Source organism: Thalassotalea montiporae (assembly GCF_053485855.1).
Genome location: NZ_JBQRUO010000007.1, coordinates 79732 through 101322, shown reverse-complemented (window position 1 = coordinate 101322; position 21591 = coordinate 79732). Strand labels below are relative to the sequence as shown.

The following is a 21591-nucleotide window of genomic DNA, read 5'->3' as shown; positions in this document are numbered from 1 at the left end:
CAATTAATTACCCACTTGATTGAGTGTAATTTGATTCATCATGGAATCAGCACTTTTAAGCAAACTAGCCACAATATCTTGCTGCTCCGTAGCCTGAGTAGATGCTGCGACAAAGCTAGCAAAATTTGCTTGACCGGTAAGCAATGCCAATGCTTGATACAACTTGGCAAATGCTGGGCTTACCACTTTCCTATCACCTATTTGATACCAATATAACAGCGCCCTTTCTCGACCTTGAACATCTCTTAACAGCAGATATCGGTATACTTTTCCATTTTCATTTTTTGTGATTCGATCGATCACCGTCCAGCGATCAGGGTCATAGAGCTTATTTGAAAAACTCACTAACTCGCCTTCACTTTGTTTAATTCCGTAGCGAGCAAAAAACAACTCTATACCATTGCTTTCACGCTGAAAATTAGACTGCATCGGTTGCGTAAAACTAACCCCCCAATTCGAGTCAGGCATTTGAACAACTGTATCTGCACTCTCGGGTAACTCAAGTACATCAATATTATGTTCAACCAACCAGGTTGCCATCATCAGCAAACACGCAGAGGCACTTGCCCAAAGTTTGTTAAACTGCCCTTTAGATTTCGTCGATTCACCATCGCTATAAAGCTCCGTCTTGGGCTCAGGATCGGCAAACTTTCCACCCACCCAAAACATCAGCATGATGACAAAACCAAAGAATATCCAACCATAAACTAAATGATCAGCACCAGTTGCATACTTCATGTCTGAGTAGTGGGCGATAATTACAATCAAGTATGCACGCACGCCATTGGCTAAAATTGGCAGTAAGAAAGCGAAAACAATAAACAGTAGCTGTTTTTTGAAAGAACGATAAGTTAAGTGAGCGTATAAGGTGCCAACCGCCATAGAAGCAATGAGGTAACGAATACCAGAACAAGCCACAGCCACTTCGAACATGCCCGTTGGAATCTGGATATACCAGCCATCTCGAAATACGGGTATGCCGTGTACCTTAAGCAAGAAAACTGTTATCCACGCCGTAATATCTTGTAGGCTAGGAATTAAGTTTTCCCCCATAGGCACAGCAAAGAGTAAATAAGCCAGTGGAAACTTGTATCGCCATGCCAGCTGATTACCTATTAACATCCAAACTAGAAATATGAGCGCGGTCACGGCAGCAAGCTGACTCAACACATTGATGTCAGCTGCATATGCAAAGAGCCAAACAAAACTACTGGCAGCTAAAAGTGGCAAAGGTAACCAAGTTGACTGGACTTTAGCGGATTGTAAATAAGCACGATCGCGATGCAACAACCAGATCACTATCGGTAAAATAAAATAACCATGCGCAAATGTGTCAGAACGACGCCAAATTGCTTCCATGCCAGTAATACCATCCCAAAATACCAGCATCCAAGCTGCCATCAGGACAGCAAACATCAAGATAAACAGTCGACTGTTGATCGCCATCATTGGCTTGTAACCTCTAAAGATTCTATTTGATAAAGCTTAGCAAGCGGCGCTAGGGTTGCCTGCCAAGTAAAATGTTCTTTTATCCATGCTCGATTTTCAGTGACAAGCTCGGTAGTTGCTGAAACTTGTGCTGCGTTAACCAACTCGATTACCGCGATCGCAAAGGCTTCCGGTTCATCATGCACCTGACAATATTGATGATGCGGAGCATTGATCCCCTCCATTGCCATTGAAGTACACACTACCGGTTTATCCAATGACATGGCTTCAAGCACCTTGTTTTGAATACCACGAGCAATGCGCAGCGGTGCGACAATGCACGCAGCCTGAGCCATGTAAGGACGTATATCCTCAACCCGACCAGTGACAATAACATCTGGCTGTGTTGCTAATGATTTAATCTGATTGGTTGGATTACCGCCAGCAATCACAAAACTCAGCGACGGGATATTTTTTTTAACAATCGGCCACACGTTTTCTGCAAACCAAAGCACGGCATCAACATTTGCCCAGTAATCCATAGCGCCCGTAAAACTGATAAAAGAGCCATCAGGCACTTTATTTTCCGTCGCAAGTGAAGCATTTGGATTAAAAAATCCAATATCGACACCATTTAATATGCCTTGTACCTTTGCCTGTGCAGTGACTTGCTGGCGTGCTCTAAATAACTTTGCTTCATCAGGCGAAACAAAGAGCGAGGCATCAAATTGCTGGCAAACTTTGTCTTCGTATCGCGCCAGTGTTTTAAACTCGCGCTGGAATATGAATTTTGATAGCCCTGACTTATTTTCTGCATACTGGCGCCATTTATCAGAGTCGACATCGACAAAGTCTATCACCCGTTGGCATTGATTAAATTGCGGTGTTTCGCAGTATTGTGCCATTGACGATGAATAGACAAATACTTTTTCGATAGCATGTCTATCAGCGACCTCTTGACACCACCTCGCCATTTCTCGGTCATAGTAGTATGGCAAGGTTATTGGTTTACCAGTAAGAAAAGCCGTCATGCCTTTAAGCTTAGCGACGAGTTTGTTCTGAGTGCGGTAAAACAGCTGATGACAGTGCTTATTAAGTTCATCAACGTACTGCTCATCGTAAGGGTCATCAATAAAGCAGCCGAGGTAAACGTCATAATGCTTGTTCAACATTTGTAAAATATTAAACGAGCGAATTTTATCCCCTTTATTTGGTGGGAATGGAATGCGGTGGCACAAAAATAGTAGCGGCGGCTTGTTCATAAACGCTATCCCAAATATTTAGACAATAATGGGCCAAGCCACTGGCTAACAGCTAGTGGCAGTTTTTGCCACAGACGAATGAATAACTGGTATTTAGGATTATTGGGGCTCAAGTTAGGCAGCTCTTTGGCTTTTACTAAGTAATAGTAATAATGCAAAGGCTCAGGAGTCATTCCCCAGTTTTTCTTGTACTTATAAGGTCCACTGTCGTTTTTACTGCGACCAAAATCAAAATAATTGCAGCCCTTTGCTCGCGCATGACATAACACTTGATAGTACATAAAGTCTGCACTTTTAAGGGCTCTAGCAGCGTCATTCCCACCACCGTAATATGGTAACACTTGCTGTTGATAGTAAAAGTTCATCACCGCACTGGATGCTTGGCCGCTGCTATCTCGAACTATCGAAATATCAATATCTTGGCCGAAATGCTCTAGCAAGGCAGCGAAATATTTTTTCGTAAATATGGGGGTGCCCAAGTTGCGGTAACTCGTCGATAATAAGTGATAGAAGTTATCGACATCTTCGCCATGTTCAATAGCTAGTTCGTTGTTAAGTGAGTGACGAATAACCGCTCTTTGCTTCTTTTTGACCCCCGCCAAAATAGCTTCATCTGAAGCTGCTATTTCACAGCCAAAAGTGCTATGCACTTGTTTAAGAAGAAAGTTGTTTTGTTGAGCGTGGCGATAACGCAGTTCTAAATAATCTACTGCCAATTGTTCAGCTAACTTGCACGCTTTTTGCTCCAGTGCTTGCTGCACTTCATAGCTGTCTGCTAACACGCCACCATAGACACAAAAAGGTGTAGACACCAATGCATGACCAAAAAGCTGACTTTTCACCTGGACTAAGGGGAGCACACCAGCAATTTTTTCACCATGCCAAGCTATCAAGTAATAGCAGCGATGACCAAACACTGATGAAATGACTTTCTGCCAATTGCTTAAATGGAAAAATGACCCTTGAGTATGGCTATGTACATAGCTATTCCACAATTCATGCTCGGACGTTAGCTCAGTCACAATGAAGTGTTCTGCCGCTAATGATTCTGTTTGTACCGCGTTATTATTCACATCCATGATCCCCATGCGATTACCCCTCTAAATAAACGGCCCGCATTGTTGACCATTGATAATCATTGAGCAGTTTAACTATCTTGCCTTCCATTCTTGACAAGTTGATGTAATGACGAACTTTCGAGCGCCACGAAGCCCCTTCTATACGAGGTTGCTCAGGATCGATCTCCCATGGATGAAAATAAAAGCTATAAGGCGCTGATTCTTGTGATAAATACTTGTCAATTCTGCGTTTAGAAAAGGAGTATGGGTAAAGCCTAAAATAGCCGCCACCACCAATACCGATATTACTGCCATTTTTACGTATTGTAGGTACCGGAATCTCGACTATGCCCTCATCACGTCTGAATTTAAATCTCGGCCAATGAGGAACGCCATAAAGGTCATGCTCAATAGGGTAAGTGCTCGAGCTGTATTCAAAACCAAGCTCAGCTAAAACATCATACGCCCAGACATTTTGCTCACCAATTGAAAAGCTAGGAGCGCGGTATCCCAAGATTTGTTCACCGCTCGCTTGTTCTAATAAGTCTTTGCTTTTTGCGACATCTTGCTTGAATTGCTCACGCGTCATCATAATAGCGCGCTGATGGTCATAACCATGACTGGCAAGTTCATGACCTTGCGCAACAATATCTTTAATCAATTGTGGACACTGCTCAGCAACCCAACCTAAGGTAAAAAAAGTCGCTCTTGCGTTGTATTGATCAAACAGTTCTAGCAAACGATAGGTGTTTTGTTCCACTCTAAGTGGTAACTTCTGCCAGTCTTGCCGAGAGATATTTTGCTCAAACGCAGACACGTGAAAGTAGTCTTCCACATCAACTGTCATGGCTTGGTGAGTACGTTTAGTCATCTGACCTTACCTACCCTTGCCAAAGACAACAATTTCGACCGTGCGGATCAGAATCAACAAATCTAAAAAGAAACTGCGATGCTTGATGTAATACAGGTCGTATTTAAGTTTTTCCAATGCATCAGCTTCAGTTGCACCGTATGGATATTTTAATTGTGCCCAGCCAGCCAAGCCAGGCTTAACATTGTGTCGCTCATTGTAATATGGAATTGATTTAACCAGGCTTTGTACAAACTCTGGACGCTCTGGTCGCGGCCCAACAAAGCCCATATCACCACGCATAACATTATAAATTTGCGGTAGTTCATCAATGCGATATTTGCGAATAAAATTACCGATGCGCGTTGTTCTATCGTCATTTTTTGACGCCCATTGCGCGCCATCTTTTTCCGCGTCGACGCGCATGCTTCTAAACTTGATGATATAGAATGGATGACCATCTACACCTACACGTTCTTGACGATAAAATATCGGTGCGGAAAATCCATCATCTAGTTTAATAATGATGGCCGTAATCAACATCACTGGCCATGTAATCAATAACAGTACAAAGGCGATTGCAGCGTTAAAGAGCCAGTCCAAAGTGTTGCGTAAATAATTCGTCGAGGTAAAGCCGTTAGAATAAATCACCCAGCTCGGGTAGATTAAATTAACCGCGATTTGCCCTGTTTCTCGCTCGATAAAATCCAGAATTTCAGTAACTTCGATACCACGAATTTTGCATGCAAAGAGTTCATCAACTGGCAGGTTGTTGCGCCTTTCATCACTGGCGACAACAATCTCATCAATTTCGTTGTCAAGCGCATAGCTAACTAGCGAACTATCGAGGCGAATCTTAGTTTCTCGCTCAATACCATCTGGGCTATCACCTTCCATTTGCACATAGGCATGTACTTTAAACGACTGCCTATCAACATCACGGCGCATACGCTTTTCAATAATAGAAGCCCTTTGACCAGCACCAATAACTAACACCTTTCTTTTGTTGAAACCAAAGAAATCTAAGCGATGAGCGCCATAGCGCAACGCAAGTACCAACAATAGACCGATTAATGAGGACAGTGCCAGTAATTCAATGGGTAAAGCAAAGTCACCGTATAGAGGGTTGATCAGGGTGACGATTGAAAATGCAATTGCGATAGCTAGCAGTATGCGACGAAATAAGCCTCTAAAGTTCTCTCTCAGCTTAGAGTTATATAAGCCAAGTGCTAAGCAAGTTAACTGAGAGGTTAGTGCAAAAACCAAGGCGTATATGAACAATACATTGTTCGGCGGTAAAGCAAATTCTGCGATGGTAAGCCATTGATCGACAGATATCGCCACCAATAAGCTAGACATAAAAACAAGTAGCTCCAGCAGAACAAACGACTTGCTACTTATGGATAAGTCTCGAAATGCAATGACTGGCATATTAGTTATACTATTCCTTTGAGTACGCTTAAAAAACAGAAAAACACTTATTTTGGCGCGTTGATAACTCTAGCAGAGTTAACTATGCATTTACACACTTTAAATAGCGTAACCCATTTGTTAAAAAGTGTGCACACAATAAAAAAATGCAATACAATCATTTTGCAATATCACTAGAATGTCGGGTATTAAGGTACTAACCATGGAAAAACGTATTATCCACACTATAAAAACCATTGCGGCACTGTTTTTCGTAAACTTGCTTGTGGCTTGTAGCTCTGTAGACCAACTACCTCAAGCAACACTGCACCCTTCAAAAACAACCGATATTGACTCTTATCGCTATCTTATTGGTGCTGGTGACTCAGTCAATATTTTTGTTTACGGCAATCCTGAAGTCTCGGGCAGTTTCATTGTTCGACCTGACGGTATGATTACTACATCACTCGTTGAGGATATTCCGGTATCAGGCAGAACGCCTACTGAATTAGCTCGAGATATAGAAGAAGTGCTGAGCACTTACCTAAGAGATCCAATCGTTACCGTCACCGTTGGTGGCTTTGTTGGCCCATTTAGCGAACAAATTCGCGTTATCGGTGAAGCCGCACAGCCACTTGCAATAAATTACAAAAAGAACATGACACTGCTCGATGTCATGATCACTGTTGGTGGTTTAACAGAATTTGCCGATGGTAATGATGCAGTATTGGTAAGAATCGAAAACGGTGTACAGAAGCAGTATCCTCTAGCAATCGATGACCTTATCAAAAGTGGTGATATCACTGCCAATGTTGATATGCTGCCTGGAGACATCATTATCGTGCCAGAAACATGGTTTTAATCAATAAGACAAGAGCCTGTTAGTAAGAGGTCAGGAATGCAAGAATTACTTGAACAGATAGTCGACTATCTGAAAGGTATTTGGATTAAGCGACGATATATCATTATCGCAACTTGGGCGATATGTCCTATCGGCTGGTATTTTATCGCCCAAATGCCAAATGTATATCAGTCTTCTGCGCGTGTTTATGTCGATACACAGTCGTTACTTCGCCCTCTACTTCGCGGATTGACCGTAGAAACTAATCCAGATACCCAAATCCGCTTAATGGTTAGAACCTTACTCAGCCGGCCAAATCTAGAACGTATTTCTCGTATGACAGACTTGGACGTGCAGGCCAATACAACCGAAGAGTACGATAAAATCATTGAAGATTTAAAAAAAGACCTAAGGATATCCAGCGCGGGCCGCGAAAATATCTATACATTGTCTATCGAAGACAAAAATGCAGAAGTTGCGAAAAATATAGTTCAGGCAGCACTTACCGTCTTTATTGAAAATACTTTGGGTGAGACGCGCAGTGATTCAGACGAAGCACAAAAGTTCTTAAATACTCAAATTAGAGATTATGAAAATCGTTTAGTTGCGGCTGAAACACGTTTAACAAGCTTTAAACAGAAGTACGGCGATGTATTGCTAAACAATAGTGGCGGTTTTTACGCGACGCTTAACTCCGAGCAAAAGCAATTAGAGCAAGCCCAACTTCAATTAGAAGAAGCCAAAACTCGATTAGCTTCCGCTAAAGCACAACTTGCCGGTGAGGAGCCAGTATTCGGTTTATTCACGAGTCGGGTTAAAAGCAATAATAGCGTCGCTACCACTTATGATTCTCGTATCGAACAGCTTGAACGCAGTATGGATGAGAAATTACTTCGCTTTACTGAAAAGCATCCAGAAGTTCAAGAATTACAGCGTCGATTAGATGAACTCAACCGCCTTCGAACTGAAGAAATAGAAGCTTATTACTCATCTATTAAAACTTCTGAAGAAGAGACTAACAAAGCTGTTACAAGCGTTGATAAAAACCCAGTTTATCAAGAGCTAAAAATACAAGCTAACCAATATGAAAATGAGGTCGCTTCACTGACAGTGCGCGTAGAAAATTTTAAAAGGCGCGTAACTGAAATAGGAAACAAAATACACTCTCTGCCGGAGATAGAAGCAGAGCTTACCGCACTAAACCGCGGCTATAACATCACAAAAAATAAATACGAAGAGTTATTAGCACGTAAAGAAACCGCTCAACTGGCACAACAGGCAGACGAGACAACTGATAAAATTCAATTCCGAGTTATTGACCCGCCGAGAGCGGCTTTACAGCCTTCTGGTCCGCCAAGATTAGTTTACTTTATCGGAGTGACAATCCTCGGGGTTGGTGCTGGACTTGGAATGTCGTTATTAATGAGTCAAATTAGCCCAGTCATTACTTCCACTCAACAATTATCGAGAGTTACAGGTATCCCAGTATTTGGTACTGTTTCTGCGAATGAGACTTTAGGGCTGCATCAATGGCACCGTAGAAAAACTGTGCTATTTATGATGTCTAATTTAGTGCTGCTTGTTTTGCTTGTTGGCTTTATTAGCTATTTTGCGTTTCCTGATATCGTTCAAGCACCATTAAAAGGGGTACTAGGTTAATGAGTACTATTGAAAAAGCGCTTGCTAAGCGAAAATCAGCACAGATTGTAGAGCAGTCGAGTCAATCTCAGAGCGAAGAAATCGCGACTCCTCCCCCTGTAGAAAATGTACCGCAAGAAAAGCACAGCATTTTTGTCGACAATGACAAACTAACAGAACGTGGTTTCCTGCACAGTGGTGGAGATTCACATCACCAGCAAGAAGAATTTAGGCATATCAAGCGTAAACTGCTCAATAATGCATTTGGCCCTGCCGCCAAAACATTACGTCAAAGCAACTTAATCATGGTTAGCAGCGCGAACCCTAACGAAGGGAAAACCTTTGTTTCCATTAACCTAGCGTTAAGTGTTGCACTCGAACAAGATAAAACCGTTCTACTCATTGATGCTGATGTATTAAGGCCGAGTTTACACCGCGAATTAGAGTTCGAGAATGACACTGGCCTACTAGATTACCTTTGTGGCGATACCGATGATGTCGCTCGCATAATCTATCCAACTAATTTACCTAACTTAAAAATTATGCCGGCAGGCACTGCGCATCATTTAACTAACGAACTGCTAGCCAGTGAGCGTATGGCTAAACTAGCCAACGAATTATCTCAGCGCTATCCTGACCGGGTTGTGATCTTCGATAGTCCGCCATTGCTCGGTGTCACTGAGACACCCGTACTTGCCAGCCTAGTAGGGCAAGCGGTGGTTGTTGCAGAAGAGTCAAAAACTAAAATCGAAGATATTAAGCGAGCGACTATGCAGCTTGATGAAGATCTTGCCGTTGGCTTTGTACTCAATAAAACCATTAAAACCAGCAAGGATGTGTATGGCTATTACGGATATGGCTATGGACGTAAAAGGTAAAATATCAATAGCAATGCTATGCCAGTTGCTACACTTTTCTGTTCAAGCAGCTGATTCAAGCTTTACGCCTACCATCAGTATTGAAGAGGTGTTTTCTGACAATGTCGAACTCAGCTCTTTTGATGAGCAAAACAGCCTTGTTACCAGAGCTATTTTAGGCCTTAACCACTCTATTTCATCGGCTATCATCAATGCCAACATAAATGGCAATTATACTCATCAGTTTTATAGTCATGACAGTGACGCAAATGAAGGCTATGAATCATTAAGCTCTCAAATAAACATTACCCCCTGGCGTAAAGGACCAACAGTTAATTTACAGGCTAATATTGCTAACGTACCACGTAGCACAGGTGGCAATTTTGCGTCAGACCTAATATCCGGTGACACCGTACGAACAACTAATTACGGAGCGGGCCTTAATTATCAAGTTCAAAACAGCGACTTTTTGTTATCTATAGGTGGCCAATATAATGATAGCCGATCAGGTGACAACGTAGGTGAAAGCTATGGCTACACCAACAGTTTTAGCTTCCAAAATGGTATTGGCCAAAAACATGTATTTTGGGATATCTCGAGCAGCTACTCAGATCGAAAAAATAGGGGAGAGTCTGCCAGAAGCTATCAAGTTCAAGCAAGATTTGGTGTCATTACATCATGGAAACTCAATCCGTTTATACGCTATTTTGACGAGAATTTTTCTGGCAGTGTGTCAAACAACAGCTTGAATCAGGGTGAGTCATATGGTGCTGGTTTTCGTTGGCAGCCCGTCAACCTAATGATAATAGACTTGTCATATAATGCAGCGGAAGACGAAGAATTAAGCGATGATTACGTCGCATTTGAGTTTAACTGGCAGCCAACTACTCGCACCCAAATATCTGCTAGTTATAACCAACGATTTTTTGGTGATTCATATGGGTTAAACGTTAATCACAGAAACAAAAGACTTACCAACACCATTAGCTACAACGAACAAATTCAAGCGTTTCAAAGGGATAACTTTGAGGTTTTCACTGAATCTGTTTTGTTCTGCCCACTCAATCAACCAATTGATATCGATAGCTGCTTATCAAACTTAGACAACGAAACGCAGCCAGAACTATTTTTTGAACTACCTATTTTCGATATTAGACCCGTTGAGGATAATCAATTTTCTTTGAACAAACGTCTTGCATGGAATTCAACACTCTCATTATCGCGAACAACTTTTTCCCTCACGATTTCCAGCAATGAACGGGAAGATCTTAATACTGGCAATACCCAAGACGACGTATCCTTTGGCTTAAGCACAAGTAGGCAGTTAAACGCAAGAAGTCAGCTAACAGCAGCTTATCAATTTTCTCGAAATGACTTTTTTACTCGAAATGTCGACATTGATACCGAGCGACGCGACTATTACCGCACTTATACGATTGGCTATTCACGAACTCTTGGTAAATCTGTTTCTGTAAACTTTGATCTCAGACATCTTGCGCGAACATCTAATACCAATACTCGAGACTACGACGAAAACCGCGCAACGCTCTCGATAACAAAAGATTTTTAATTATGTACGAAAGTTATTACGGCTTCACTGAGCGTCCGTTTCAGCTCAGTCCAGATCCTCGTTTTTTCTTCGCCTCGAAACATCACCAACGAGCATTATCTTATTTACAATATGGCTTAGATCAAAAAGAAGGCTTCATTGTGATCACTGGGCCGATTGGCACCGGGAAAACCACCATTGCGCGAAACTTAATGAGCAATTTGCCGGAAGCCAACATCGTTGCAGCCCAGTTAGTGACCACCAAGCTTAACCCTGAAGAGTTGTTAGAGCTTGTGATTGCCGAGTTTCGTATTAACTATCAAGGGGATAGCAAAGCTGAGATGCTCAAAGCAATTGAGCAATTTTTAGTTACCTTACATGAGCAAGGCAAACGCGCATTGCTGTTAGTTGATGAAGCGCAAAATCTACCCGCAGAAACGGTTGAAGAATTGCGGATGCTTTCAAACTTTCAGCTGGATAACCAGCCTCTTATTCAAAGCTTCTTACTGGGCCAAGAAGAGCTTAAAGGTATTATCCAAGCGCCCAATATGGAGCAGTTTCGCCAGCGAATTATTGCATCTGCTCACTTACGTCCGCTCACCGTGGAAGAAGTTGAAAACTATATTAAACATCGGCTTCAATTAGCAGGCTGCGACAAAGAGGAGCTATTCTCTGAACAAACTTACGCCCTAATTCACGAAAAAACCTTGGGTGTGCCACGGAAAATCAATATCTTTGTTGACCGTATACTACTATTTGGTTTTTTAGAAGAATTACCAAGCATAGACGTCGACGCGATTAACGCCGTCGCAGAAGAAATGGGCGCTGAATTAACTGGCTCGTTAAGTCTTGAACAAAGTGAAGCGGCGCCACAAACGAGCAAAGAGCAACTTATTGTCAATTCCTCAGAAAATGTCGAAAACATTAAAGATGTACTGCGCGAAATAGAAGATATTTTAGAAACATCGATAAAGCAAAAAGTAAAAATGGCCCGTTACGTTGATAAGTTACTCAAGCAAAAGAATCGTCAACTTGCTGAAGCCTCTGTTACCACCAATATTGACGAAACTAAATCAGACTAAACGACACTAGTTGCAACATTTACAGGTGCGACAACGCCTAGCATTAATGCTAAAATCAGCGGTCTGATAAATCTGAGCGATATCACATGTTAGCATTACGTTCACTTTTTTACTTTTTACTGTCACTGCCTGTCAGGTTATTGGTTCGCTGTAAAATCGTACCAGACAGCCTACCTGAACTTACCAAAAAGAATGACAAACAGCCGATTTTCTATATTGTTCGACACCAATCGGCCAGTGATTTACTCGCGCTGCAAAAAGCATGTAAGCGCATGGGTTTACCTGATCCATTAAGCCAAGTTACCATCAAAGGGCAAACTTTCGATCGCACCTTATGCTTGGAAAAGCCAACCGCCCTGCTATTTGGCAAAAAGCATCGCAAAACAAAAGCACTTATCCAAGGTATCAGGCTACTAAAACTTCATGCCGAAGACAGCGACCTTAACGCACAACTAATACCAGCAAACCTTGTTTGGGGGCGTCGTCCAACATTAGAGAAAAACAATGCCAATGTCGGCACTCTGCTCGCAGATCAAGAGTCTCCAACTCCACTGCGCAAGTTTTTTATCGTCCTTTTTCTAGGCCGTCATACACTAGTGCGCTTTAGCGAAGCATTGTCACTCCGTGCAATGGCTGACGATCATGGTACGGACAAATCAACTGCTCACAAGCTATTACGCGTTGCTCGTTTCCATTTTCATCGCCAAACTATTGCAGCAACTGGCCCACGCCTAATGCATCGCGATCAAATGTTTACTGCTTTGCTTGCAAACCCTGCGGTAAAACGTGTGATTGCTGACGAGGCAGCCAGTAAAAAAATCTCTGAACAAAAAGCCAAACAAAACGCGCTTAAAATGATGGATGAGATCGCTGGCGATTACCGTGACTCAATGATTCGCTTTGGCGATCGCATTTTAACTTGGCTTTGGAATCGTCTATATCAAGGCATCGAAGTAAACAATGCCAGTAAGCTGAGAGAAGTCGCTCAAGACGGACATGAAATTATCTACGTACCATGTCATCGCAGCCACATGGATTACTTATTACTGACTTATGTAATTTTCCATGAAGGACTAGTCACGCCCCGTATCGCTGCTGGTATTAACTTGAACTTTTGGCCAGCTGGCCCGATTTTCAGAAAAGCAGGCGCGTTTTTCATCCGCCGCAGTTTTCGTGGTAACCGTATGTACTCAACGATTTTCCGTGAGTATCTGGGCTTGTTATTCGAGCGAGGTTACGCAGTAAAATACTATACCGAAGGTGGCCGCAGCCGCACTGGTCGTTTACTTCAGCCTAAAACTGGCATGCTAGCGATGACCATTCAAAGTTTGTTACGCGGCATTGACCGACCACTGACCTTAGTGCCTGTTTACATAGGTTATGAACATGTCATGGAAGTTGGCTCATACCACAAAGAACTCAGCGGCAGTAAAAAGCAAAAGGAATCCATTGGTGGTGTCATTAAAGCCATCAAGAGTCTTCGTAACTACGGTAAAGGTTATGTGAATTTTGGCGAGCCGATTAACATTAATCAGTTCCTAAATAAGCATGTCGATGACTGGCGAGATGCGATCGACCCAATCGACCCGCAAAAGCCCAGTTGGCTAACCCCAACCGTGAATACGCTTGCCAACGATGTAATGGTTTCTGTTAACAAGAGTGTCGCGCTCAATTCAGTATCACTAACAGCACTTATACTGCTGGCGACTGAAAACAAAGCTATGGCTGAGAGCGAGCTTGCACAACAACTTAAATTCTTTATTGATATGCAGAAGCTAGCCCCCTATAGCGAGTCAATGACACTGCCAGAAGATGATGCAGAAACATTGATTAGTCATATTAAATCGCTAGCTAAAGTTACTATTGAGCGAGATAACTTAGGGACTATTTTATCTTTGAATAGTACTGCTGCATTAGAGATGCGTTACTACCGCAACAACATCTTGCACGCCTATGTTGTTCCGTCACTCGTCTGTCGAATCTTAGAGCGCAACGCGAAAACCAGTCACCAAGAAATGCTCGAACAGGTCAGTCAGCTATTTGCTTTGATTAAAGCTGAACTGTTTTTATGGCAAAGCCAAGATGAGGTTCATACTCAAACTGAGCAGGTCTTGAAAGCACTTGCCGAGCAAAACATGATCAAACAAACCAAAGCTGGTTTTTGGTCAGTGATTGACGACACGACAGTAAAAACTAAGTTGAGAGTGATGGGCGAGTGTATTGATGAAACCTTACAGCGCCTCGCGATTATCGCCAACCTACTGACACAATTAGCGCCAGTCAGTAAAAGTGCGCTGGAAGAACAAGTCATCACGATTGCGAAACGACTGTCGAAGTTAAACAATATTAACGCGCCGGAATTTATCGACAAAAAAGCACAATCCGCACTTATTAGCGTACTGAAAGAGCAAGGATATGCAACCAATAGCGATAACAGCTATTTGAGCGATACCGCCGAGCTAAGACAGCTTAAAGAGTTGATCAATAACTTGGTCGATATTGAAGTACTGCAGAGTATTGCAAGATAGTGCTTAGTCTCTTAAATAAACAAAAAGGCGCCTAAGCGTCTTTTTTGATCTCGTTTGGTAGCTAACCTTTGATCAATAACCCCAGTACTCAATCACCAAGCCAACAAAAACCGCTAAACCAACATAGTGGTTATTTAGAAACGCTTTAAAACAAGGCTCACGCAGTCGGTCTTTGATCAAAATTTGTTGAAAACAAAATAGCCCAGCAACCGCCACTAGTGACAACTGATATGGCCAGCCAAACGCCATCATCTCACCAACGGTTAGCAAAATAGCCAAGACCATTAACTGCAAAAAGCCAATAATTCGAATATCGTAACGACCAAATAAAATAGCAGTTGATTTGACCCCTATTTTTAAGTCATCGTCCCTATCCACCATGGCGTACATGGTATCGTAAGCAACCGTCCACAATAGGTTTGCCGCAAACAAAAGCCAGGCTACGATCGGTACATGCCCCTGAATTTCGGCAAACGCCATTATCATGCCCCAACTAAATGCTGCGCCAAGCACCACTTGCGGTAAATGAGTATAGCGCTTCATAAACGGGTAACTGGTTGCCAAAACCAGCGCCACCACAGCATATTGAATAGTTAGCCAACTGAGGTTAATGGCAAGAGCCATTGCCGCACCAATTAGAAAGCCAAACAGCATAATCGCCTGCTCAGGTGTCATTAAACCCGATACCAAGGGACGCTGCTCGGTACGCTTTACTTTGCCATCTACTTTACGATCGGCAAAATCATTAATGACACAGCCAGCGCTGCGCATAATCACCACGCCCATAGTGAAAATCAGCAGCAAGATACCATCTGGTAAACCGTCTGACGCCACCCACAACGCCCAATAGGTCGGCCACAACAATAAATAAGTACCTATGGGTTTGTCGATGCGAGTGATCTGCTTAATCGCCTGCCAACTTAACGTCGTCATCGCTATGCACTTGCCTCCATTGCTTGATACGCCAACGCTTGAGGAAGGAATACTTCCGCTACTGCTAGCGGTTTATCGTGTAAAAAGAAGATAGAACGACGGCCCCAAAGCTCGTGCTGTGGCGTCAACTCAAGTTGTTCAGCTAGCTGGGCGACACTACTCTGTGATGAAAATTTAGCGACAGAAAACTCACCGCGCTGTAAATGCGGACTATTAAAGATAGCCTGCCCTAAGGGCATATTGCCTAGCCCAGCTAGGCAAGCTTCGTCGCCTGTTAATGTGGAAAGTGGCATCAAGCTACGGGCGAACACTTGTGGTTTACCATCGCATAACAATAACACTTCGCGCACGATAACCGGTTCACCTTCTTTGATATGGCTGCAAGCTTCTTCGGCGCTGCAAAGTTGCTCTGATTGACCCAATACAATCACTTCAAATTGATGACAGTGTGCCTTTAACCTTGCCGTCAAAGAACCACCATCATACAACCAAGATTTAAGCTCTGGCGATAGTGGCAATTGTGGCTCGGTCAGCCAGTTGGCATTTAAGGTCACGGGGAATAGACGTGTATAGTCGAACATAACAAAAGAAATCATTGGCAATGGCGCAATAATAACAGGGCAATAACGATTTACACCAGTTTTGGCGGGAATTTGCCAAACAAAGTGAATAAATTTACTTCAAGAACTACCCTTTTTTTGCCATCAAGTTACAATGATTTACATATATTAAGAACGCCTTGCGATTAAGTTTTAATTACATGAAAAAACTCTTCCTGCTGTTGTTACTCGCTTCTTCCTCGTTAGCAGTTAAAGCATCCGATTACGTTTATTATGGCTTCCAGCCAGATATCGTAACTAACTATGTTGCGGTCAAGAAAAAGCTCGGCTATGTCCGATTAACAGTAGAGTTAATGATTGAAGGAAGTGGAAACCTAGAAGCCGTTGAGCACCATGCCCCACTGCTGCGCGACGCCATTATCAACATTATTGGTCAGCAACCGGAAGAAAAAATAAAGTCAATTAATGGCAGGCAACAAATCCAACGGGAATGTGAAGCTAAGGTAAAAGAGCTACTTACGCAGGAAACTGGCCAGCCTTTGGTTAAAAGATTAATGTTTACCCAGTGGCTCGATAACTAGCAGCTTGCAAACCAAAGGCTCTGCGCATAATAAATTCAAAAAAAGGTAGCTAAACCCTAGCTACCTTTTATATCTACCGAATTGGGCTGTTCAAATCGAACTAAGTATCCCAGCACCTAAAACTAGCTAGCTTGCTTTTTGCTGTTTAGCAATCAACCAAGCCATCGCGCAACCAACAACTAAACCGACTAAGTGTGCTGTGTTTGCCATATTAATCGGTAACACATCAACAAAACCTAACAGCAGCCAGATCAGTAAAAAGCCAACTATCGACTTTGATAAGCCAATACCGCGCTCTGGCATTAACCAGCCAGCAAACCAAGCGAAACCAACCACCGCATAAACAACACCTGATAGGCCACCAAAATTCGGGCCAGAAACAATAAACTGGCCGACATTCGAGGCAATCGCCGATAACAGAAATAAGTTCACAATTTGCCAACGACCAAAAATACGCTCAATCGCGCCGCCTAATTGCCACCACCACAGCGTATTAAAAGCAATATGCAGTAACGAGAAGTGCAGAAATGCTGGGCCAATAAGCCGCCATGGCTCAGTCACTAATCTTTGAGCATCAAGCTGACTGTAAAACGATAAACTGGAAAAAAGGTCTCGCCCTAAGCCTAAATTCGCCAGTATATACACTAGCCAGCAGGCACCAAATACAATCAAAGTGAACGGGCCAGCTTGCGCAAAGAATTGCTGCTTTACACCTGAAAACGCATGGCTAGGCATCGATGTCTGAGCCCCATTATGCTGCTGAGCAGCTTGCTGATATCTAGGGTGATACGGCTGCAGGGCAAACTCATTGAATAGTTGCTTCGCTTGCTCAACTTGATTAGCGGCAACGCATATCCAATGGGCATGATCTTGTTCAACAAGCTTAGCGGGTATTTCTAGGCTTCTGAGATAATCGACAAACAATTGGCCAATAGCTTGTTGATCTACTTTAACAAGCGGTTGCAACGGCAAACTATCCATTATTTTTCAATGTGTTCTGGGTAAAGTTGCTGCCACTGAACAAAACCGCCATCAAGCGAATAGACATCGGTAAAGTCTTGGTTATGTAAAAAATCCGCTGCTGGTTGGCTAGAAATCCCGTGGTAACAACAAACGACTGTGGGTTTATCAAAGTCAGCCTCGCGCATAAAGTCGGCTAGGTTTTCATTGGTTAAATGAATTGCACCAGGAATACGCCCTTGGTTAAACGTGTTCGCATCTCGAATATCAAGTACCACATAGTGATCTTCGCCAAGCTGCTCCGCCAATTGGTTGGCCGATAAATGCGTAAAGTTACTTGCTTGCTGCATATTTAAAACCTCTTAACTCATAAAATAGAGTATCGTCTGGTCGCTATTATACGAATATTCTCAATAAATAACCTTATACCATTTTGCCTATATCTCTGAGCATAAGTCTCTGAGCATAAATATCTGAGCTAAAATAACAGTGCATAAACAAAAAAGGCACGTACTATTACGTGCCGATTCATCCGTTAGCTTTGCTACAGCAGTGCTATGATTGCCAATCCAAAATAACTTTTCCTGAATGGCCAGAGCGCATCACATCAAAACCTTGCTGGAAGTCATCTACTGAATATTGATGTGTAATGATAGGCGTTAGATCTAAGCCAGACTGTATTAGGCTAGCCATTTTGTACCAGGTTTCGAACATCTCACGGCCATAAATACCTTTGATTGTTAACCCTTTAAAAATCACCTTGCTCCAGTCGATTGCCATATCTTGACCAGGAATACCGAGCATGGCAATTTTACCGCCATTATTCATATTTTCGAGCATGTCATGAAATGCCACAGGTACACCAGACATCTCCAAGCCAACGTCAAAGCCTTCTGTCATACCTAACTCAGCCATGACATCGCTCAGCTTTTGCTTTGACACATCAACCGCACGAGTAGCGCCCATTTGTCTTGCTAAATCAAGACGGTACTCATTAATATCCGTGATCACCACATGACGCGCGCCAACATGTTTTGCCACTGCAGCGGCCATAATGCCAATTGGCCCTGCTCCTGTGATCAGCACATCTTCTCCGACGAGATCGAAAGACAATGCTGTATGCACTGCATTACCAAACGGATCAAAAATAGCAGCTAGTTCATCAGATATTTCATCCGGCAATTTAAATGCATTGTAAGCGGGGATCACTAGGTACTCTGCGAAGCAACCAGTGCGATCAACACCAACGCCGACGGTATTGCGACACAAGTGCGTACGACCGCCACGACAATTGCGGCAGTGACCACAAGTAATATGACCTTCCCCAGACACTCTGTCGCCAATAGCAAAGCCTTTAACTTCTTGACCTATGCCGACAACTTCTCCGGCGTATTCATGCCCTACAACCATAGGAACCGGAATAGTTTTTTGTGACCACTCATCCCAGTTGTAAATATGAATGTCGGTGCCGCAAATGGCTGTTTTCTTAATCTTAATTAATAAATCATTGTGACCTAACTCAGGCATTGGCGAGTCGGTCATCCAAATGCCTTCTTTGGCATGTAACTTAGCTAAAGATTTCATCTGTTTTCCTCACTAGCTCGCAGAGATCACACCTAGCTCTTGCCCAATGCGCGTAAAGGCTGCAATCGCCTTATCTAATTGTGCACGAGTGTGTGCTGCTGATATTTGCGTGCGAATTCGCGCTTGCCCTTTCGGAACGACTGGGAACGAGAAGCCAATCACGTAAATACCTTCGGCCAACAACTTATCTGCCATTTTACTGGCTAATGCTGCATCCCCAATCATCACAGGCACAATCGCGTGATCAGCGCCTGCACAGGTAAAGCCGGCAGCTTCCATTTGCGTACGGAAGTAGCTTTGGTTTTCACGCAAGGTTTTACGTAAATCATCGCCGTCTGCCAATAAATCCAGCACGCGAATTGACGCAGAAACAATGGCTGGTGCTAATGAGTTTGAAAATAAATAAGGGCGCGAGCGCTGGCGTAGCCATTCAACAATTTCTTTTCGACCCGAAGTGTAACCACCGGAAGCACCGCCCATCGCTTTGCCTAAGGTGCCAGTAATAATATCGACACGGCCCATTACATCGCAAAACTCATGGCTGCCTCGACCTTTGTCACCAACAAAACCAACGGCATGTGAATCATCTACCATCACTAAGGCGTTGTATTTATCAGCTAAATCACAAACGGCCTTCAGGTTGGCAATGACACCATCCATTGAGAACACACCATCGGTCGCAATCAGTTTGAAACGAGCGCCAGCTTCATCGGCTTCTTGCAATTTTGCTTCTAGCTCTGCCATATCGTTATTGGCATAACGAAAACGCTTTGCTTTACACAAACGTACGCCGTCGATAATTGAGGCATGATTTAACGCATCAGAAATAATCGCGTCTTCAGGCCCCAATAGGGTTTCAAATAGACCAGCATTAGCATCGAAACAAGAAGAATACAAAATGGTATCTTCCATGCCTAAGAAGTCACTTAACTTTTGCTCAAGCGTTTTGTGAATATCTTGTGTGCCACAGATAAAACGCACAGACGCCATACCAAAACCATGATCATCTAAGCCCAATTTTGCCGCGTCAATTAACGCCAGGTGATTTGCCAAGCCTAAATAATTATTAGCACAGAAATTAATAACTTCTTCGCCACTCGTAACCGCAATTTCAGCTTGTTGTGCTGTTGTAATAATGCGTTCAGCTTTATACAAGCCGTCGGCTTTAACTTGATCTATTTGCTCTTGCAGATGCGCATAAAAGTTCGATGACATAAGTGCCTCTAATTATTTTTGTCGTAAAATACCGTGCGTTTCCAACCGAATCTAATGGGTGTATCAATTTGGCCAGTAATAGCTAAGCATTAGCCTAGCAGCTTGATTTTTCAAGCCGCGTTTTAATGTCGGCGTATTCTACGGATTTACTGGCGCAGGTATAGTCCGATCAGTGAAATAAACTGAGGCTAAACCAAGCCAAGGTGACAACTTTTATTGGCAGGGAAAAATCAAAAGGCAGGCAATGGCGTGCTGCGCCATGCCTCAGATTGAAATACTTAGCTTGAGCTACTTCGCTCTTTCACTTAGCCAGTGGGCAATATCAATTGCCAATGACTTATTGCGGCGCAGCAACTGATTGCCCGCATAATTACCCTTGTAGAGCAACATTGTTGAGCGATCGTGACCATTCCATTCAAACAGCTCTTTGGCCGTTTGGTAGCTTTGTACATGATGCACTGAGCTAATAAAGAAACTCGCGATATCTCTTAAATTTTTGTAACGTTCTTTGGTGGCATAGTCCATATCCGGGCTGAGTAGCGCCATATTCGCAACGTATAACTGCTCGGCTGTTGAAACAGCATAGCGAGCGGCGCAGCCAACCGATAAAATTGAGATATTGTTTTCTTTATCTAGCTTAGTCGCGAGATGTTCATAGCCAGCGAGTACGTCTTCTTCCCAGTACGCCATCAGTTGCGCCATACGTTGTTGGTAATTAATGATGTCTTTGGTATCACGCTTAATGTTGGCATGTGAATATTGCTCTGAAGTGCTTTTACCATAGCCGCGCAAATCCATTGATAATACGTGATGACCTTGCTCAGCCAATAGCTTAGCAATTGGGGTTAACGATTGGCGATCAGACTGGCACCCGTGCAATAACAAAAAGCCATCGCTGCGCGGCGAGCCCTCATAATAATCAGCGTTTAAGGTAAATTTATCTTTAGTGGTGATACTCACTTCAGCCATCAAATTCAGCGCGTCACTCGCATTATCACCTGCTGTATTAGTGCCTTCTACGTTAATACCTGCTGCCCTAGTGCTTGAGTTAGTGCTTGAGTGAGTTTGCAATGCACTTACATTAGAAGCGAACGATAATAAAATAGAGCACAAAGCGGGGAAAATAGTAGATAGTTTCATGGTGAGTGGAACACTAATCGCGCAGTAGTTGATGTAATTCAATAAGATAGCAAAGCCAATGTCAGAGGAAAACCATCAACAATTACTTTTCTAAATACGGGGGCTATAATAGCGA

19 protein-coding genes are annotated in these 21591 nt (G+C 43.0%); 7 read left to right on the top strand and 12 right to left on the bottom strand.

Annotated elements, in window-relative coordinates; translation table 11 throughout:
* Positions 1 to 3: 3 nt before the first annotated feature.
* The 5 genes from xrtA to ACSLUR_RS16785 are packed head-to-tail and all read right to left on the bottom strand — an operon-like array spanning position 4 to position 5957.
* Positions 4 to 1449 carry an exosortase A gene (gene xrtA, locus ACSLUR_RS16805; RefSeq protein ID WP_448556455.1) on the bottom strand — a complete coding sequence of 482 codons (1446 nt, stop codon included), beginning with the start codon at positions 1447 to 1449 and terminating at the stop codon, positions 4 to 6.
* A complete protein-coding gene (locus ACSLUR_RS16800; RefSeq protein ID WP_448556453.1) occupies positions 1446 to 2690 on the bottom strand; it encodes a TIGR03087 family PEP-CTERM/XrtA system glycosyltransferase in 1245 nt (414 codons plus the stop codon). Before ACSLUR_RS16800 ends, xrtA begins: the two co-directional genes overlap by 4 nt.
* Before the next feature lie 5 nt (positions 2691 to 2695).
* Positions 2696 to 3763, bottom strand: coding sequence for a FemAB family XrtA/PEP-CTERM system-associated protein (locus ACSLUR_RS16795; RefSeq protein WP_448556451.1), 1068 nt, complete (start codon positions 3761 to 3763; stop codon positions 2696 to 2698).
* A 19-nt stretch (positions 3764 to 3782) separates the two neighbouring features.
* A complete protein-coding gene (locus tag ACSLUR_RS16790; RefSeq protein WP_448556449.1) occupies positions 3783 to 4619 on the bottom strand; it encodes an XrtA system polysaccharide deacetylase in 837 nt (278 codons plus the stop codon).
* Positions 4620 to 4625: 6 nt separating this feature from the next.
* The gene (locus ACSLUR_RS16785) at positions 4626 to 5957 is read right to left on the bottom strand and encodes a TIGR03013 family XrtA/PEP-CTERM system glycosyltransferase (protein WP_448556447.1); all 1332 of its coding nucleotides are present in this window, start codon (positions 5955 to 5957) and stop codon (positions 4626 to 4628) included.
* Positions 5958 to 6231: 274 nt separating this feature from the next.
* Here ACSLUR_RS16785 and ACSLUR_RS16780 point away from each other — a divergent pair, with 274 nt between their 5' ends.
* The 6 genes from ACSLUR_RS16780 to plsB all read left to right on the top strand — a co-directional run bounded on the left by ACSLUR_RS16780 (position 6232) and on the right by plsB (position 14503).
* Positions 6232 to 6870: an XrtA/PEP-CTERM system exopolysaccharide export protein gene (locus ACSLUR_RS16780; protein ID WP_448556445.1), complete on the top strand. Its 639-nt coding sequence runs from the start codon at positions 6232 to 6234 to the stop codon at positions 6868 to 6870.
* A 36-nt stretch (positions 6871 to 6906) separates the two neighbouring features.
* Positions 6907 to 8508 carry an XrtA system polysaccharide chain length determinant gene (locus tag ACSLUR_RS16775; RefSeq protein ID WP_448556443.1) on the top strand — a complete coding sequence of 534 codons (1602 nt, stop codon included), beginning with the start codon at positions 6907 to 6909 and terminating at the stop codon, positions 8506 to 8508.
* Positions 8508 to 9365, top strand: coding sequence for an XrtA-associated tyrosine autokinase (locus tag ACSLUR_RS16770; RefSeq protein WP_448556441.1), 858 nt, complete (start codon positions 8508 to 8510; stop codon positions 9363 to 9365). Before ACSLUR_RS16775 ends, ACSLUR_RS16770 begins: the two co-directional genes overlap by 1 nt.
* Positions 9328 to 10914 carry a TIGR03016 family PEP-CTERM system-associated outer membrane protein gene (locus ACSLUR_RS16765; protein ID WP_448556439.1) on the top strand — a complete coding sequence of 529 codons (1587 nt, stop codon included), beginning with the start codon at positions 9328 to 9330 and terminating at the stop codon, positions 10912 to 10914. The genes ACSLUR_RS16770 and ACSLUR_RS16765 overlap by 38 nt, the downstream gene beginning before the upstream one ends.
* A 2-nt stretch (positions 10915 to 10916) precedes the next feature.
* Positions 10917 to 11975 carry an XrtA/PEP-CTERM system-associated ATPase gene (locus ACSLUR_RS16760; RefSeq protein WP_448556437.1) on the top strand — a complete coding sequence of 353 codons (1059 nt, stop codon included), beginning with the start codon at positions 10917 to 10919 and terminating at the stop codon, positions 11973 to 11975.
* A gap of 86 nt (positions 11976 to 12061) precedes the next feature.
* On the top strand, positions 12062 to 14503 hold the full coding sequence (gene plsB, locus ACSLUR_RS16755; protein WP_448556435.1) for a glycerol-3-phosphate 1-O-acyltransferase PlsB: 2442 nt from the start codon (positions 12062 to 12064) through the stop codon (positions 14501 to 14503).
* A 72-nt stretch (positions 14504 to 14575) separates the two neighbouring features.
* Here plsB and ubiA read toward each other — a convergent pair whose 3' ends face one another.
* Together ubiA and ACSLUR_RS16745 are read right to left on the bottom strand one after the other, a co-directional pair.
* On the bottom strand, positions 14576 to 15436 hold the full coding sequence (gene ubiA, locus ACSLUR_RS16750; protein ID WP_448556433.1) for a 4-hydroxybenzoate octaprenyltransferase: 861 nt from the start codon (positions 15434 to 15436) through the stop codon (positions 14576 to 14578).
* A gap of 2 nt (positions 15437 to 15438) precedes the next feature.
* Entirely contained in the window at positions 15439 to 16017 is a 579-nt protein-coding gene (locus tag ACSLUR_RS16745; RefSeq protein WP_115998642.1) for a chorismate--pyruvate lyase family protein, read from the bottom strand.
* A gap of 179 nt (positions 16018 to 16196) precedes the next feature.
* Here ACSLUR_RS16745 and ACSLUR_RS16740 point away from each other — a divergent pair, with 179 nt between their 5' ends.
* Positions 16197 to 16577: a flagellar basal body-associated protein FliL gene (locus tag ACSLUR_RS16740; protein WP_115998641.1), complete on the top strand. Its 381-nt coding sequence runs from the start codon at positions 16197 to 16199 to the stop codon at positions 16575 to 16577.
* A 126-nt stretch (positions 16578 to 16703) separates the two neighbouring features.
* Here the strand turns inward: ACSLUR_RS16740 and glpG are convergent, their stop codons facing one another.
* The 5 genes from glpG to ACSLUR_RS16715 all read right to left on the bottom strand — a co-directional run bounded on the left by glpG (position 16704) and on the right by ACSLUR_RS16715 (position 21476).
* Positions 16704 to 17558 (bottom strand): rhomboid family intramembrane serine protease GlpG, encoded by an 855-nt coding sequence (gene glpG, locus ACSLUR_RS16735; protein WP_448556431.1) that lies wholly within the window; start codon positions 17556 to 17558, stop codon positions 16704 to 16706.
* On the bottom strand, positions 17558 to 17887 hold the full coding sequence (gene glpE, locus ACSLUR_RS16730; RefSeq protein WP_448556429.1) for a thiosulfate sulfurtransferase GlpE: 330 nt from the start codon (positions 17885 to 17887) through the stop codon (positions 17558 to 17560). The genes glpG and glpE overlap by 1 nt, the downstream gene beginning before the upstream one ends.
* Before the next feature lie 205 nt (positions 17888 to 18092).
* On the bottom strand, positions 18093 to 19121 hold the full coding sequence (gene tdh / locus ACSLUR_RS16725) for an L-threonine 3-dehydrogenase, zinc-binding type (protein ID WP_115998638.1): 1029 nt from the start codon (positions 19119 to 19121) through the stop codon (positions 18093 to 18095).
* A 12-nt stretch (positions 19122 to 19133) separates the two neighbouring features.
* Complete coding sequence (kbl, locus tag ACSLUR_RS16720; RefSeq protein WP_448556426.1) at positions 19134 to 20336, bottom strand: glycine C-acetyltransferase; 1203 nt, start codon at positions 20334 to 20336, stop codon at positions 19134 to 19136.
* A gap of 288 nt (positions 20337 to 20624) precedes the next feature.
* Positions 20625 to 21476 carry an alpha/beta hydrolase gene (locus ACSLUR_RS16715; RefSeq protein ID WP_448556424.1) on the bottom strand — a complete coding sequence of 284 codons (852 nt, stop codon included), beginning with the start codon at positions 21474 to 21476 and terminating at the stop codon, positions 20625 to 20627.
* Positions 21477 to 21591 lie beyond the last annotated feature (115 nt).

Bases quoted from the DNA above. Each gene is read 5' to 3' on its own strand.
- xrtA (WP_448556455.1), bottom strand. From the start codon at position 1,449: ATGATGGCGATCAACAGTCGACTGTTTATCTTGATGTTTGCTGTCCTG.
- ACSLUR_RS16800 (WP_448556453.1), bottom strand. From the start codon at position 2,690: ATGAACAAGCCGCCGCTACTATTTTTGTGCCACCGCATTCCATTCCCA.
- ACSLUR_RS16790 (WP_448556449.1), bottom strand. From the start codon at position 4,619: ATGACTAAACGTACTCACCAAGCCATGACAGTTGATGTGGAAGACTAC.
- ACSLUR_RS16785 (WP_448556447.1), bottom strand. From the start codon at position 5,957: ATGTCTAGCTTATTGGTGGCGATATCTGTCGATCAATGGCTTACCATC.
- ACSLUR_RS16780 (WP_448556445.1), top strand. From the start codon at position 6,232: ATGGAAAAACGTATTATCCACACTATAAAAACCATTGCGGCACTGTTT.
- ACSLUR_RS16775 (WP_448556443.1), top strand. From the start codon at position 6,907: ATGCAAGAATTACTTGAACAGATAGTCGACTATCTGAAAGGTATTTGG.
- ACSLUR_RS16770 (WP_448556441.1), top strand. From the start codon at position 8,508: ATGAGTACTATTGAAAAAGCGCTTGCTAAGCGAAAATCAGCACAGATT.
- ACSLUR_RS16765 (WP_448556439.1), top strand. From the start codon at position 9,328: ATGGCTATTACGGATATGGCTATGGACGTAAAAGGTAAAATATCAATA.
- ACSLUR_RS16760 (WP_448556437.1), top strand. From the start codon at position 10,917: ATGTACGAAAGTTATTACGGCTTCACTGAGCGTCCGTTTCAGCTCAGT.
- plsB (WP_448556435.1), top strand. From the start codon at position 12,062: ATGTTAGCATTACGTTCACTTTTTTACTTTTTACTGTCACTGCCTGTC.
- ubiA (WP_448556433.1), bottom strand. From the start codon at position 15,436: ATGACGACGTTAAGTTGGCAGGCGATTAAGCAGATCACTCGCATCGAC.
- ACSLUR_RS16745 (WP_115998642.1), bottom strand. From the start codon at position 16,017: ATGTTCGACTATACACGTCTATTCCCCGTGACCTTAAATGCCAACTGG.
- ACSLUR_RS16740 (WP_115998641.1), top strand. From the start codon at position 16,197: ATGAAAAAACTCTTCCTGCTGTTGTTACTCGCTTCTTCCTCGTTAGCA.
- glpG (WP_448556431.1), bottom strand. From the start codon at position 17,558: ATGGATAGTTTGCCGTTGCAACCGCTTGTTAAAGTAGATCAACAAGCT.
- glpE (WP_448556429.1), bottom strand. From the start codon at position 17,887: ATGCAGCAAGCAAGTAACTTTACGCATTTATCGGCCAACCAATTGGCG.
- tdh (WP_115998638.1), bottom strand. From the start codon at position 19,121: ATGAAATCTTTAGCTAAGTTACATGCCAAAGAAGGCATTTGGATGACC.
- kbl (WP_448556426.1), bottom strand. From the start codon at position 20,336: ATGTCATCGAACTTTTATGCGCATCTGCAAGAGCAAATAGATCAAGTT.
- ACSLUR_RS16715 (WP_448556424.1), bottom strand. From the start codon at position 21,476: ATGAAACTATCTACTATTTTCCCCGCTTTGTGCTCTATTTTATTATCG.